10 protein-coding genes and 3 tRNA genes are annotated in these 14,976 nt (G+C 36.8%); 9 read left to right on the top strand and 4 right to left on the bottom strand.

Going from position 1 to position 14,976, the window contains the following annotated elements; all coding sequences use genetic code 11:
- Positions 1-70 precede the first annotated feature (70 nt).
- Both secD and NPX99_RS03055 read right to left on the bottom strand, forming a co-directional pair.
- Positions 71-2,578 (bottom strand): protein translocase subunit SecD, encoded by a 2,508-nt coding sequence (gene secD / locus NPX99_RS03060; RefSeq protein ID WP_269030329.1) that lies wholly within the window; start codon positions 2,576-2,578, stop codon positions 71-73.
- A gap of 72 nt (positions 2,579-2,650) precedes the next feature.
- The gene (locus NPX99_RS03055; protein WP_269030328.1) at positions 2,651-3,025 is read right to left on the bottom strand and encodes a hypothetical protein; all 375 of its coding nucleotides are present in this window, start codon (positions 3,023-3,025) and stop codon (positions 2,651-2,653) included.
- A 182-nt stretch (positions 3,026-3,207) separates the two neighbouring features.
- On the opposite strand from NPX99_RS03055, the gene NPX99_RS03050 reads away from it, so the two are divergent.
- From NPX99_RS03050 to NPX99_RS03040, 3 genes are all read left to right on the top strand, one after another.
- Positions 3,208-5,577 carry a mechanosensitive ion channel domain-containing protein gene (locus NPX99_RS03050; protein WP_269030326.1) on the top strand — a complete coding sequence of 790 codons (2,370 nt, stop codon included), beginning with the start codon at positions 3,208-3,210 and terminating at the stop codon, positions 5,575-5,577.
- The gene (locus NPX99_RS03045; RefSeq protein ID WP_269030322.1) at positions 5,571-5,843 is read left to right on the top strand and encodes a hypothetical protein; all 273 of its coding nucleotides are present in this window, start codon (positions 5,571-5,573) and stop codon (positions 5,841-5,843) included. The genes NPX99_RS03050 and NPX99_RS03045 overlap by 7 nt, the downstream gene beginning before the upstream one ends.
- Before the next feature lie 659 nt (positions 5,844-6,502).
- Positions 6,503-7,366, top strand: a complete 864-nt coding sequence (locus NPX99_RS03040; protein WP_269030318.1) for an outer membrane protein — start codon at positions 6,503-6,505, stop codon at positions 7,364-7,366.
- A gap of 301 nt (positions 7,367-7,667) precedes the next feature.
- Here NPX99_RS03040 and NPX99_RS03035 read toward each other — a convergent pair.
- A tRNA-Leu gene (locus tag NPX99_RS03035) sits at positions 7,668-7,753 on the bottom strand.
- 147 nt (positions 7,754-7,900) lie between these two features.
- Here NPX99_RS03035 and ilvA point away from each other — a divergent pair.
- The 3 genes from ilvA (at position 7,901) to NPX99_RS03020 (ending at position 11,438) form a co-directional block, all read left to right on the top strand.
- The gene (gene ilvA / locus NPX99_RS03030; protein ID WP_269030315.1) at positions 7,901-9,178 is read left to right on the top strand and encodes a threonine ammonia-lyase IlvA; all 1,278 of its coding nucleotides are present in this window, start codon (positions 7,901-7,903) and stop codon (positions 9,176-9,178) included.
- Between the two features lie 37 nt (positions 9,179-9,215).
- Positions 9,216-9,746, top strand: coding sequence for a hypothetical protein (locus NPX99_RS03025; RefSeq protein WP_269030314.1), 531 nt, complete (start codon positions 9,216-9,218; stop codon positions 9,744-9,746).
- A 342-nt stretch (positions 9,747-10,088) separates the two neighbouring features.
- On the top strand, positions 10,089-11,438 hold the full coding sequence (locus NPX99_RS03020; RefSeq protein ID WP_269030574.1) for a DEAD/DEAH box helicase: 1,350 nt from the start codon (positions 10,089-10,091) through the stop codon (positions 11,436-11,438).
- Between the two features lie 808 nt (positions 11,439-12,246).
- On the opposite strand, the gene NPX99_RS03015 is transcribed toward NPX99_RS03020, so the two are convergent.
- A tRNA-Asn gene (locus NPX99_RS03015) sits at positions 12,247-12,321 on the bottom strand.
- Positions 12,322-12,509: 188 nt separating this feature from the next.
- Between NPX99_RS03015 and NPX99_RS03010 the strand changes: the two genes are divergently transcribed.
- The 3 genes from NPX99_RS03010 (at position 12,510) to NPX99_RS03000 (ending at position 14,828) form a co-directional block, all read left to right on the top strand.
- A tRNA-Cys gene (locus NPX99_RS03010) sits at positions 12,510-12,583 on the top strand.
- A gap of 211 nt (positions 12,584-12,794) precedes the next feature.
- The gene (locus NPX99_RS03005) at positions 12,795-13,469 is read left to right on the top strand and encodes a protein-L-isoaspartate O-methyltransferase family protein (RefSeq protein WP_269030312.1); all 675 of its coding nucleotides are present in this window, start codon (positions 12,795-12,797) and stop codon (positions 13,467-13,469) included.
- Positions 13,470-13,502: 33 nt separating this feature from the next.
- Positions 13,503-14,828 carry a TolC family outer membrane protein gene (locus tag NPX99_RS03000; protein WP_269030310.1) on the top strand — a complete coding sequence of 442 codons (1,326 nt, stop codon included), beginning with the start codon at positions 13,503-13,505 and terminating at the stop codon, positions 14,826-14,828.
- Positions 14,829-14,976 lie beyond the last annotated feature (148 nt).

Here is a 14,976-nt window from a genome sequence, read left to right as displayed (position 1 = left end):
GTGAATTGAAATGACGATAATTTTTTATGAAAAGAGAGAGAATAGTTTGTGAATGAGCATAGCATTTTTTTCATTGAGTGTTTTTACGATTACTCCGTTCTTGCCACCAATTTCCTAGCAGGAGTAAAATAGGAGCGGCAATAAAGATAGAGGACGATGTTGCAATAATAATTCCAAAGACCATGGGAACTGCAAAATTATGGACCGCACTTCCACCCCATATTGCCATCGGTAACATCGCAAGAATTGTGGTGGCAGATGTAAAAAGGCAGCGAACAAGAACTTGGTTAATTGAGAGATCAATGAGTTCACGTAACTGCATTTTTTTATAAAGGCGCATATTTTCGCGCATTCGGTCATAGACAACAACCTTATCATTTATCGAATAACCAACAATTGTTAAAAGAGCAGCGATGGCTGTTAAATTGAAATCAAATTGAAATAAAGCAAAAAAACCAATCATTTTTGTGGTGTCTAAAATGAGTGTTACAATCGCCCCAACGGCAAAGAACCATTCGAAGCGCAACCATATATAGAGGGACATAGCAATTGCAGCAAGAATAACAGCAGTAAAGGCAGCTGTAGCAAGCTCCCCTGAAATTTTGGGACCCACAACCTCTATTTGATCGAATGTGGCATCTGGATAGATGGTGTGTACTGCTGCTTTGACCTTATCAATGGCAATGCTTTGTTGTGCTTCACTGCCGCTTTGTTTTTGCATACGAATCAGAACAGTGTTTGCATTGTCAATATTTTGTAGTGTAATTTCACCAATGTTAAGGGCAGAAAGCTTAGAACGCAAGGTTGCTAAGTTTGCTGGTGCTTTTGTGGTAATACTCATTTGGCTTCCGCCAATGAAATCAATTCCAAAGTTTAAGCCAGGCTTAAAAAACAGAAAAACTGAAGCAAGTGATAAAACAATTGAAACGCCAATACCGACGAAGCGCGCTTTCATGAAGTGAAAAGATGTACTTTGTGGGATGATATTGAAAACAGAGTGAAGATGCAGAGTTTTAATTTTCCATTTACGGATTACCCAAATCATCATGATGCGCACAATAGTGATATTTGTGAACATGGAGATGATAATACCAAGCAACATTGTGACAGCAAAACCGCGGACAGGACCGGTACCAAACCAAAACAGTAAAATAGTTGCAATAATTGCAGTAACATTGGCATCAACAATGGTTGCAAAAGCGTGTTTAAATCCACGATCTAAGGCTGCAAAGGCGCTGACACCCTTTCGACTTTCTTCACGAATACGCTCATTGATGAGAATATTGGCATCAACGGCGATACCTATGCCTAAAATAATACCAGCAATACCTGGAAGTGTGAGGGTTGCACCCAAGAGACTGAGTGCAGCAAATGTTAAAATCGTGTGGAGTGCTAATGCTATATTCGCAATGATACCCCAAACTCTGTAGAGAAGAAAAATAAAAATCGTAACAAGAACGAAGCCAATTATGCCAGTGTAAAGCCCCATTCGGATTGCGTCAGCACCAAGATTTGGACCTACAGTTCTCTCTTCAATCACAGTAAGTGGTGCAGGTAAAGAACCAGCGCGGAGGAGAGCCGCCAAGGTCGAGGCTTCTTTGGGATTAAAGTTCCCTGTAATTTGACCTTGTCCATTGGGAATAACACTATTGATAGTAGGGGCAGTCAAAACTTTATTGTCAAGAACGATTGCAAAAGGACGATTAATATTTTGTCGTGTTATTTCCGCAAATATTTTTGCACCAGCAGAATTCATGGTGAATGAAATAAGAGAACGTCCTGGCATTTGCGGGTCGAAACCTGCACGGGCATCTTTCAGGACATTTCCATCTAAGGCGATTTGATCATAAATTGCGTAACGTTGCGTTTCATCAGTATATCCAGGAAGGATTGAAACACCTGGAGGGGGGGTATTAATATCCACGTTAGAGGGTACCAGATGAAAGGACATTTTAGCCGTTGTTCCTAAAAGATCACGCAGCTGCTTTGGATCTTGTAATCCTGGCAATTGAACCATAATACGATCAGTTCCTACCTTTTGGATAGCTGGCTCCGTAACACCAACTTGATCTATACGGCGACGAATGATTTCTAAGCTTTGTTCAATAGCATTGCTTATACGATCTTTTATACCAGCTTCGGTTAATATGACATGGATAGTCTCATTTTGAGAACTGATAGCGATATCATGCGCTGTGGCACCAAAGCTATTATGTATAGGGGTTATCAATGTCTTTAAAGCAGAGAGTGCTTTTTCAGTTTGTAGTGGATCAGAAATAACTGCAACGACGCTATTTTCGATAATACGAACACTCGATGTAGGGATTTGTTTTTCGCGGAGTGTATTACGTACATTTGCTAAAACTATGTGTAATTGATCGCGCTTTAGCGTTTTGCTATCGACCTCGAGGAGGAGAGAAGAGCCTCCTTGAAGGTCAAGCCCAAGTGTTACACGGGTATTGGGTAAGAATTGTGTGTTTTTAACCTGTTCTGGCGAAAATAAATTGGGCAAGGCAATGTAAATGCTGCTTAAAAGGATAAAACAATAAAGAGTAGTTAACCAACCGGGTGTACGCATGATATATTCCGCTATAGGCAATCTTAAGAGTATTAAAAGTTAAAGGCTGAGATAAAATGATAGTTTTATAATTCAAGTAAGAGGAGGAGCGCGTTTATTTGAAAAATATTGCGTTTGAAGGTTTTTAAGTTGTGTGTAAATAATTGTGGTAATTATGAGAAAGAGACTTAATGTGAGAGGGTTTTGAAAAGTATCGATAGGTAAAACAGGATTTGTATGGAATGTTATAAGTTTTGTGTTTTTGGTTGTTGTAACATTCAATTGCTCGCGCTTATTTTGTGGATAAAGCGTCTCTGTTTTCACTATATTATTTTCTTGTGATCTTTTGATTAGATAAGGACGCGTTCCTAGGCTGCTTGTCAATAACACCCCAAAACTTGACAGAAGAAGCCAAATTGTAAAGGATAAAAAATTTTCTTTTTTGCAAGAGAGGTGCAAAAAAAACATGCTAGAGGCGCCTTCTTTAAATTTGTTGAGTTTACAGCTTACAAATATCCATTCTCTTATTATCAGTATTATAGGATAAGGGGAAGCTTTTATAAGCTTATTTTATAAAAGTTGAAAATATTTTTTCCATATCATATTTTCTAAGAGGGGGATGGATTCCTCTTTATAGATTTAAGGCAGATATGTATTCATTTTTGGAAAAAAAATTACGCATAGTTTTCTTTATTTCTGGGATTATCGTTGTATTTCACTTTTGTGCTTTGGGGCAGCTTGGGGCACAAAATATAGTCGTTGAACAAGCAATCACTTCTCAGTCAATTGATAAAATTATTCAACAACAACAGCTTATTATTAAGAGTCTTGAACAAAATACAGAAACTTTAAAAAGAGACCTTGAAAATAAAAGAGAAGATGAGCGTGCTTTGACAGAACTGCGCTTGCGTGCACAAGATATCAGTAAACGTGCTTTAGAAGCAGCGTTTGTTTTACGTGCTCCTCTTAATGATATTAATGCACTTCTTGATCAATTAACAGAGCTCCATAGTGACTTAAAAAATGTAAAAAAAATAGATGAGGAGCGTTCTCACTTGATAAAGAAAAAAGCTCAGATTAATAGTATAGTACTTCGGTTTGAAGCAATCTTTTTGGCTACAAATAGAATATCCGAACTTGCTATTTCTCAATCTCGAGAGCTTTTTAAACGTACACTTACGCACAAGCTTGAGTTTTCAACCCCAATGGTTAAACATATCATTGAGAAAACAAAAGAGGCTTCATCTGATTTTCTTTTTCTGTTGAGTTCTTGGTGGAATTTTATATTTTATTTCAATCTGTTACAACTATTTCTTTCCTTTTTTATTCCACTTTTTATTGCTTTGGGACTTTCTTATTTTTCTCGTAAAGTTCTTGCATATGTGCACACCCATTTGGCCAAGAACAATGAGGAAATATCTTATCTACAACGTTTATTCGTTGCTTTTATTTCGGTTCTTCTTCCTTCGCTGATATGTGTTGTTTGCGTTTATCTTGTATTATTTTTGTTTCGTAGTTTTAATTTGGATCCAGGAAAGCTCATAACAGTATTTGATACGATAGGGTATCAAATTATTTTAGTCTTTTTGATTCATCGTTTAGCAGTTGTTCTTTTATCATCGGATACGCTACATCTTTTCAATATTGCGCCGTCAGCGTCATATCAGTTAGTGATTTTACTCACTGTTTTAGGTGGAATCTTGGCACTTGATGCTGTCTTCGATAGTATTTATCAAATAATTTCAGCTTCTCTATCTCTGACAATTGCAAAAAGTTTTATTGCTGTTTTTCTTGTAGCGATACTGCTTTTTGTCATTGCATTTGTCCCTTGGCGTTTCAGACGTGGGCGTTTGCAGGATGAAGAAAGAAAACCACACTTTTGGCCATTTTATATACGCATTTCCTTCATTCTCTTAGGATTATTGCTCATTGTGATGAATTTTTGGGGTTATGTTGGTTTGGCGCGTTTTATTATGCAGCAAATTATCATTGGTGGTGCATTTTTAGTTCTCATGTATTTGGGGATAAAAAGTGCACAAGCACTTGGAACTAAAGGCCAATTTATGAAAACGATCGTTGGCCATACTTTGATGCAATGGTTGCATTTAGAAGAGAAAATGATGAATCAATTAGGGGGTGTTCTGAGTATTTTTCTCAATTTGTTTGTTATTGTATTTTGCGCAATGCCAATAGCTGTGCAGTTTGGTTTTTCGTACTCTGATTTGAGAGCCGTGTTGTGGCAGTTGATGACCGGTTTTCAAATTGGAAATGTCTCTATTTCTTTGATTTCTCTCTTCATAGGAATTGTTATTTTTTTCGCCTGTTTTTTCGTCATTCGTCGATTTATTGGTTGGTTGGATGGCACGATATTGGCGCATGGAGAATTCGATATTGGTGTGCGTAATTCTATCAAAACGGTTATAAGTTATGCTGGTGTTGTTGTGTCTGCTTTGATAGCATTGTCAATGGCAGGTTTGGATCTTAGAAATTTTGCTCTCATTGCTGGTGGGCTTTCGCTTGGGATAGGTTTTGGTTTACAAAATATTGTTCAAAATTTTGTATCTGGGCTTATTATTTTGGTTGGGAGACCCTTTAAATTAGGAGACTATATAGAATCTGGGTCAGTAGGTGGTATTGTCAAACGTATCAGTGTCCGTGCAACGGAATTGGAAACATTTCAGCGCAAGACAATTATTATTCCTAATTCATGTCTTATCAATAATAATGTCAGTAATTGGACTCGACGGAGTAAAATGGGGCGGATTGATATCCCTCTTACTGTTTCTTCTCATCTTGCTCCAGAGCGTGTTGTTGAAATTCTACTAGAAATTGCGTCAGCAACAGAAGGAATATTAAAAAATCCTGCACCACAGGTGAGTTTTACTGCATTTGATAGTAAAAAATTTTCATTTAATTTGGCTATTTATGTACCTAACATTACTTCACCTTCTAAGGTGACCAATGCTCTTCGTTTTGTATTATATAAACGTTTTGTTGAGGAGGGAATCTTGGAATGCTAAGATATGTGTATGTTTTTATTGCGGTTGTTCTGTTTGATATTTTAACTCTAACAACTTTTGCAGCAACTGTGAAAAACACTGATTTAAAGGTACAATCTCTTACCATTGTTGAAGGGAGTATTCCCTTAAATATTTCGTTAAATACGCATCAAACAGTTACAATTTGTATGAAGGGGTGTTTTATCACTTTTCCTAATAAAGATCGTTTTGCAATCAAGGCAGAAGATAATATAGAAATCAGTGAGGGTAGAGCAATTTTTAAATAAAATTGTTTAAGGTTTTGATTACGAGATAAGATTTGGAAAGGCAAAGATCTTATTCTTGGACTCGTTGAAAAATGTTCTGGTGAGAAGCTGGTAGAAAAATATGATCTTAATGTCAGATTTCACATTGGAAAAGTGAGAGAGGCAGCCTTTTCTAGGTGCAGCACTTGAAATTGTGTTTTCAGTGTAAGAATCTTTAAACATTTCTAAAAGCAAAGAACTGAAATACAATCAGTTATTTCTTATCCTTCGATAATATTTGTTGAAATATTTTTCGTATAAAATGATTTTATTATTCATTTTTTATTGAAACTTATTTTCATAATTTAATAAATTATATTTATAATAAGGTAAGTTGTTTTCTATCTGTTTATGGAAATATTATCATAAATAATAATGCAATAAAAGTCATTCAATAAAAGTCATTAATGTTATTTAATATAATTATTTTAAAATAAATATAACTTATGTTTTAGATTAAAATTTTATATTTATAAGTATTAGTTATTTCTTAAATAATTAAAATTTATTTACTAAAGTTGATTTTTAGTGTAAAGGCAAAGAAGTATGTGTAAGTTTAAAGCATAGAATTTTGTAAAACTTTGTTTTTGTTAAATATGATTTTTTATTATATTTGAATAATAGCAGTGGGGTATAATTTTATGAATACAAAATTTATAACAGCATCCGTTTTTGCTTTTGTTTCAACTTCTATGGTACAGGCAGCAGATGTGGTGATTTCTGAACCGTCAGAACATGTTGCTTCATCAGTTATTGTTGCTTCACCTTTTTCTTGGGAAGGTTTTTATTTCGGAGGCCAAATTGGTGGTTTTTCGAGTAAAACCTCTGCACTTACGCCTAATCTTGATGTTCCTCTTTATCCTGATGAGGAGGCTCGAAAGAAAGAGTGGATACCTGTTGAGAAAAAGTATATGCCTGAACCTTCTGGTTTTACAGGTGGTTTTTATGCAGGTATCAATTTTGATCTCGGTAATCATTTTATTTGGGGAATTGATACGGATCTCCTTTTAATTGGCCGAAAAGATACAAAAACTCTTTTTAAATCTGAAGAGTCTGAGGAAAGTGAAGTTTCAGGAAACTTGGAAAAGAAAGCTCAGAGCTATGTAATGAGAGCTAAGCCAAGAACAGGAGAAAGTGCAGAGAAAAGCAGTATAACTTTTACTCATACTTTAAAACAAAAATGGAATGGTGCTACACGGGTGCGTGTTGGTTATTCTGCTGGTCGTATTATGCCTTATATCTCTGGTGGTGTCGCTTATGGAAAGTTTCAAGATATTTTGTCGACGTCAATTACGGGAGCAGAGCCCTTTAATGCTACTTCAGATGTTACGAGAGCAATGATTGGTTATACTCTTGGTGGTGGTGTTGATTTTGCAATGACAGATAAAGTTATTGCGCGTGCAGAATATCGTTATTCAGATTTTGGTAAAAAGAAATTTAAAGATGAGATTGAACTTAAGTATAAAGCGAATGATTTGCGTATTGGTTTAGCTTACAAATTCTAATTTTTGTGAGATTAAATTTGTTTAAGAGGTCCTATCTTTTGATAGGACCTTTTTTGCTCTCTATAAAATATTATCCTTTATGCTGAGAGAGGAGGGCATTAATTTTTCATTGCTTGTGTTGAGGTGCGGAAGAGCTGTGAGATTATTGGTCCTTCTAAAATGCATGTTCAAAGAAATTATGATTCGCAATTGAAATTGTTATTATGGAGCTCTTTGGTAGCATAAAATGCATTATAGAAACTGCTGAAGCAGCTCAATTTATCATTCTCTAGCAGCTCTTAAAAGGAAAATCCGATTGTGGTGGTGCGGACGGCGGGACTTGAACCCGCAAGGTCTTAGACCGGCAGATTTTAAGTCTGCTATGTTTACCGATTTCATCACGTCCGCGATAAGAGCTCTCTCATAAGCTATATCTTTTGTTGAATCAAGAATTAATGATTAAGAGTAGAACTTTTCGTATTTTATTCAATTTTTGACTGACAATGTTTGCCTTTAGAGCTAGAAGAAACCTATGTAACATTAATGAAGCATGAAATGACTGGTGTTATGAGTAAATTTATTCGAGACGTCAATAAAGCTATGGTGGCTTTGCATAATGTGTTTGCTGAAACACCACTTCAGAGAAATGATTTTTTGAGTCAAAAATATGACGCAGAGATTTATTTGAAACGTGAAGATTTAACACCAGTGCGATCATACAAGATTCGCGGTGCCTTTAATTTTGTTTCAGAAATGCTTGATAAGATATCTCAAGATTCTGCATTCGTTTGTGCATCAGCAGGGAATCATGCGCAGGGTGTTTCTTTTGTTTGTCGCTATTTTAAACGTAAAGGCGTGATTTTTATGCCTGTGACGACTCCGCAACAGAAAATTGATAAGACACGCATTTTTGGTGAAGAGTTTGTTGATATCCGTTTAGTTGGTGAAACATTTGATCAATGTTATGCAGCAGCTCAGTCTTTTGTCTCACAAGGTGGTGGTATCATGGCTCCACCCTTTGACGATATTCGCATTATTACAGGACAAGCGACAATTCTTAATGAGGCTGTTTTGCAATGGAAAAAACTCAATGGGGAGAGCGCACCAGATTTAATCATTGTCCCCGTAGGTGGTGGTGGTTTGGCGAGTGGAGTGAGTAAGTTTTTACATGAATATGGTTGGAAAACAGAGATTCGTTTTGTTGAACCGCAAGGAGCGGCGAGTTTGCTTGCTTGTTTGAAGAGTGGAAAACGTGTCAAACTTGAAAATATCGATACATTTGTAGATGGGGCTGCTGTGGCGGAAATTGGTGCGTTAAATTATACAATGCTTAAGCAATTTTCAGCTGATTCTGTTATTACAGTTCCTGAAAATCGTGTTTGTTCTACAATGGTTGAGATGCTTAATGTTGAAGGTGTGGTTTTGGAACCAGCAGGGGCTTTATCAATTGATGCTCTTAAAAGCCTTTCCCCTCAAGAGTTAAAAGGCAAAAAAGTCCTTCTCGTTATTTCAGGTGGTAATTTCGATTTTGAGCGTTTGCCAGATATTAAAGAGCGCTCTTTACGCTTTCAGGGCTTGAGAAAGTATTTTATTTTTAGTTTTCCGCAACATCCTGGTGCATTACGTCATTTTCTTGCTCAACTCTCTCCAGATGATGATATCGTGCGCTTTGAATATCTTAAAAAATCATCTAGAAGCTTTGGTTCTGTATTGATCGCAATTGAGACAAAAAAATACGATAATTTTTGTCTCTTAGAGAAGAAGTTTCAAGCTTTAGGTTGGCGTTATCGCGATATTACCGACGATCAAACATTATTTGATTTTGTCATTTGACAAGTTAAGGCTTTTGCAAAAACGAGAGATATTAGGGATGAAAGTTGTTTTTTATTTTTTACTGGGACTATTTTTGTTTTTGAGTATTGGTAAACAAAGTATAGCATCTGAGCTACAGACAATACAAAAATCTGAACTTTCAAGATTAATTATTGATGTCAATAATGCTGTAAAAAATGGGAATTTTGCACTTATTGCTTCTTATATGCCTGATAGACTCTATAAGGAAATAGCGCGTCGGTTGAATACGACAGAGGACAATTTACGTCACAGTTTTCTTAAACAGTTGCATGTTCAATTTGAAAATTTGCCTGCTGGTGCTTACCATTTGGATGAAAAAAATATAGAATATTTGCAGACTGATAAAGGAACTTTTTATGCTTTGATTCCGACTACGCTTGAGACGGATGACCGCATTATTCAATATAAAACTTTGGCAATTTTTGGTAAAATGCAATGGTTTTTAATTTATGGTGGTCAGAAAACTATACAAAATCCGGTTTTTCAAGAGATTTATCCTGATTTGAATAGGTTACATTTACCGAAGGAAATCATAATAAAGAAATAAAAGATAAAAATATTATTTTTTTATTTATGACAAATCACTTTTTTAAACTTCTTGCTTTTTGATCATATTCCAACGATAATATCCATGAAGGTGTTTAAGCTAGTTCACTGGCTTTTTATAAATTAAGATTTACATAAGTAAGATTTATGTGCCTTTACCTTGATTTCAGGGTGTTCACAGGTTGCGCAAATCGCTCTTTCAAGCGTTGCTTCACAAATTTGAAATATCAAGATCTCTTTTGCGCGGATTCTTGAGGAACAGAGTTCAGCTTGTTACTCGTTGAGAGTTGTTGAGCTGAGGAAAGATTTTATTTTGAATAATAAAGAAAATATTTTCACAAAGATGGGTTTATCTACTCTTTTGATTAAGAACTTGCTCATTGCAGGTATGAGTAAACCTAAGCCTATTCAGGAACAAGCGATTCCCGTGATGCTAAAAGGGCATGATGTGTTAGGGATTGCACAGACAGGTTCGGGAAAAACTTTGGCATTTGGTTTACCTATTTTAAATCAGATTTTGGCTATGGGTGATAAACGTTCCCCTAAAACTGCGCGTGCTTTGATTTTGGTTCCGACACGTGAACTTGCTGTTCAAGTTGATGAAACAATTCGTGCTGTTGCGAAAGGAACGCATCTTTCGACCTGTCTTGTTTTTGGTGGGGTATCACGTTTAAAACAAATTAAGCGCATGAGTGCTGGGGTAGATATTTTGATAGCAACACCAGGGCGTTTAAGAGATCTTGTACGTGAAAAATGCGTTAATCTTTCCCAATCTCGTTTTTTAGTTCTAGACGAAGCAGATCGTATGTTAGATATGGGGTTTATTAATGATGTACGGGATATTGCAAAACTTTTACATCAAGAGCGTCAAACAGCACTTTTTTCTGCAACAATGCCGAAAGAAATTGCGGGACTTGCAAAGTGTTTGCTCAATGATCCAGTTAAAATAGAGGTTTCTCCTCAAGGGACAACAGCTGCGGAGATTATCCAAAAGCTCTATTGTGTTTCTACGCGTGAAAAAAAGAGTGTTTTAGGTAAACTTTTGACAAATCCGGTTTTTGCTTCCGTGATTGTCTTTACTCGGACTAAACACGGTGCTGATGCTGTCACACGTAGTTTAGCAAAGAGCGGGTATTCTGTGGCGACAATTCACGGAAATAAATCACAAAATGCTCGGCAGTCTGCTTTAAAAGCTTTTCGTGAAAGAGCCGTACAGATTCTTGTTGCAACAGATATTGCAGCGCGCGGTATTGATATACCAGGAATAAGCCATGTTATTAATTATGATTTACCAGATGAAGCTGAAAGTTATGTGCATCGTATCGGTCGTACAGGACGCAATGGTGCTTCTGGTGAAGCGATAACACTTTTTGATGAAGGTGCTGAAGGGGCAAGATTGCGCGCTGTAGAACGCTTGACTCGTATGCGATTAGTACGTGAAACTGTTCCAGAACAGTTTGCTGCTTTTCCAGAAAAGTCGATTGTATTAGAAGGTGGAGAAAAAGAAAACAGTAAGGAACTCCATTTTAGAAAATCTAAACGTCAGAAGCAATTTTCAAGTTGTAAAGATAAAGCGGAACAGTTACAGGGTAAGAAATCTCCTTCTCCCAATGAAAGACATAAAAAAGCAAAAGCAGCCGCAAAACGTGCAAAGCCTTTTCGTTTTCGCAAGTCAGTGAAGAAGGCTGCTTGAGGACAATCTTGAGAAGAGATCGCGGAGTATTTTTCTCTTTTTGATTTCTTCTCAGTTTGAAATATAGCAGAAGATATATAAAGAGCGCTCTTGCTCAATAAGAGAGGATTTCAAAGATTTCAACTTTTGAGCAGCGGGAACAGTTTGAATATATGGTATCATTAAAAATATCTTGAAAAGAAATTATCTTCCATATGGCGCTTTAGACGCGACTTTGAAAGCTCTATTATATATTTCTTGCTGCATTTAAATAAAAACACCCTTATTTAAATAAAAGGTACGTTTTATTTCCTTAATCTAATTTCTAAAGGAGAGAACGTTATGGTTGATGAGAATTTTATAAATACCCACTTACCTACACTTGTATGTTAATACATCTGTAGAAAATAGAGATGGATTTTGCCCTTTGTTCGTCACGCATTGCAATGGAAAAAACAGTATGCAGTATGGTGTCGCTTATATTGGCATGGCATCTGAAACAGGAATAAGATTTAAATTTTCAATTTATTCCATAGCTTTCTAAGTTACAGGAATCTTTTGTTATGTTGGCCGTATAGGAGGATTATCCAATAATCAGCAGTTTGTTCCATTGGGAATATACGCGGCATTTGATAAACTAATTCATTATATGCTCTTAATCATTATCTCTCAGTTGATTCGTTGAGCTCATGATATGCTGGCATGTTTGTTAAAAATTTGAAGATTTCTTGCAAAAAGAATGTATTTATAGAGCAAATTCGAAAATTCCAATCCCTTACTTAAAAAAAGTCTAACAAAAACAGTAGATTATATATAATAAGGAGAAATATGGCTCCCCGGGCCGGATTCGAACCAGCGACCAACCGGTTAACAGCCGGTTGCTCTACCGCTGAGCTACCGGGGAACAGTGCCGAATTATACAGCTGCAAGGGCTATAGCAAAGCAATACTGATTTGCAAAGAGTAAAATTACTTTTTTTTAAAAAAAATACCACAAACTACAGAAGAAGAGGAAAAAAGAACAGAGAAGATTTCTATAGCTTGACGGATGCGTTGCCTTCCCTTATTGACACTCTAATATTTTTGTTGATGAGGCCTCGTGGCGGAATGGTTACGCAGAGGACTGCAAATCCTTGTATCCCGGTTCGATTCCGGGCGAGGCCTCCAGCCAATTTAAATAAAATGGCTTTTGGGGATAATATGCGCAAGTAAACTGCTTCTCTTCATGGTAAAGTGTTTTTGCATGAAAAATAGTGCGATTAGAATCTCATTGTTGACGGTAGCGTCCTTTTTTGTAACACCCACAGTGAAAGATTTTAGGTTCTCATTATCGCTATTTTATTATAGTTTTTATTATGTGTAGGAGAAAAGTGTCGTTATGGTTGCAGATTTTGCAGAGCTTCGTCGCAAAATGGTTGACAATCAAATTCGTACAGTAAATGTAACGGATTTATCAGTTCTTGAAGCATTTTTAACGGTACCGCGTGAAGACTTTGTACCAGAAGATATGAAAGCTTTAAGTTATCTTGATACTGATATTGTTGTATATCCAGCGGAAAATGGGCTCCCTGCATGCTATTCGATGGGACCTGTCTCTTTAGCAAAATTGCTACAGCTTGCAACTGTAAAACCATCGGATATTGTTTTGGATATCGGTGCGAAGAGTGGTTATTGTGCAGCATTGCTTTCAAAACTTGCAGGCTCTGTGATTGCGTTAGAAAGTAATAAAGCTCTTTCAGAGCGAGCTATTGAAGTTTTAAAACGTCATCAGTGTGACAATGTGGCTGTGGTTCATGGACCTTTGGAGCAGGGGTATGTTATGGGAGGGCCTTATGATCTTATTTTTATCGAAGGTGCTGTTGATTTTGTTCCAGAGGGTATTTTTGATCAAGTGAGAGACGGTGGGCGTCTCATTGTGGTTGAAGGACATGGTAATTCCGGTGTTGCGCGGATTTATATAAAAGAAAATGGGATTATTGCGTCGCGTCGAGCTTTTAACCTCGCTGTAAAAGGTTTGCTTGGTTTTTTAAAAACGCCTGATTTTATATTTTAGTATTTGTTTTGTTTGTAGGTAAAAGATAATTTTATGATTAATGTGGGATTTGTTATTGTGTGTAGTGTGTTCAAAATAAACAAAAAAATTCAGGCAAGTTTGTTGCTGGTTTTGAGTGTTTTTCTATCAGGGGCTGTTTGTGCTGAAACATTGATGGATGCTTTTGCTAAAGCTTATATACACAATGCTAAGTTAAAAAGTGAACGTGCCGCTGTACGTATATCGCGTGATGATGTGGTTATTGCACGCTCCGGGCTCTTACCACAAATTGAAGGGGTTGGAAGCTATGGGCGGAGTAAGCCTATGGTGGGTCCTTATACCACTTCTGGATCTATAGGAATAAGATTAAATCAAAGATTGTTTGACGGTTTTGTCACGCAGAATATGTTTTCTTCAGCTCAGGTTAAGTTACAGGCTCAGCATGAATATTTTCGTAATGCTGAGCAAAATACGTTTCTCGATGCTGTAACAGCTTATGCTAATGTGTATCAAGCGCGCCGTATTGCTGATCTTCGTAGAGAAAATTTGGCTGCTCTTGAGGAGCAAGTTCGTTCGAATAAAGCAAAATTTGATGTGGGAGAGGGAGGGCGTGTTGATCTTGCCCAAGCACAAGCTGCACGTTCTGTAGCTGTTTCAGAACTGAGTCTTGCACGTGCTGAAGTAAAATCAGCAGAAGCAGCCTATAGACAAGTTATTGGTTTTGAACCTGAAAAATTACAGCGTCCACCAGTGGCAAAAAATTTGCCGATGAATCTTGATGCAGCTTATCAACTGAGTGTACTTATGCATCCGGCAATTCTTTATGCAAAATATTTGGTTGACGCTGGGCTTTATAATGTAAAGGCTAAAGAAGGAGCATTACTTCCTAAAGTTGATTTTTCTGCAACAGCATCTTATAATCGTGTTTACAGTGGTGCTGGGGAGGATGGCGTTTCTAAATCAATAGGGTTATCAGTCAGTGTCCCTATTTTTGAAGGTGGGCGTACCTCTGCTCAAATTCGCCAATCCAAGGAACAACTTGGGCAGGCTCGCCTTCACCTTGATTTAGCTCAGAGTAGTACAAGACAAGCACTTACTTCTGCTTGGTTTCAGTTGGAGGGTGCTCGCGCATCTGTCATCGCTTACCGCGAGAGTGTTCGTGCTGCTGAAATTGCGCTTAAGGGGCGTGTTCAAGAAAATCGTGTGGGACAAGCTACCACATTAGATGTTTTAAATTCTCGTACTCAGTTAATTAATGCTCAAATTGCACTTGCGACAGCAGAGCGTAATGCTGTTGTTGCGAGCTATAGTGTTCAATCTTTCATTGGTAAATTGACTGCAAATTATTTAGGTTTGAAAATGGTTAAACATATCCGATAGTGCATAAAAGTAGCTTTTTAAATTAAATCTGCAAATAATTTCAGTCTATACGGGGCGGACTGTTGATCGTTGGGAATCTCTAGAAAATCTAGTCTAGATGTTGTTTTATCAATAAAGAAAGTTGTGTGTAGTGCCTTATTCATGACAA

It is taken from the genome of Bartonella sp. 220B, from assembly GCF_026930205.1.
In the GTDB taxonomy this organism is placed as follows: Bacteria; Pseudomonadota; Alphaproteobacteria; order Rhizobiales; family Rhizobiaceae; genus Bartonella.
Note: the sequence above shows the minus strand (reverse complement) of the source record. Positions and strands in the feature narration are given on the sequence as shown.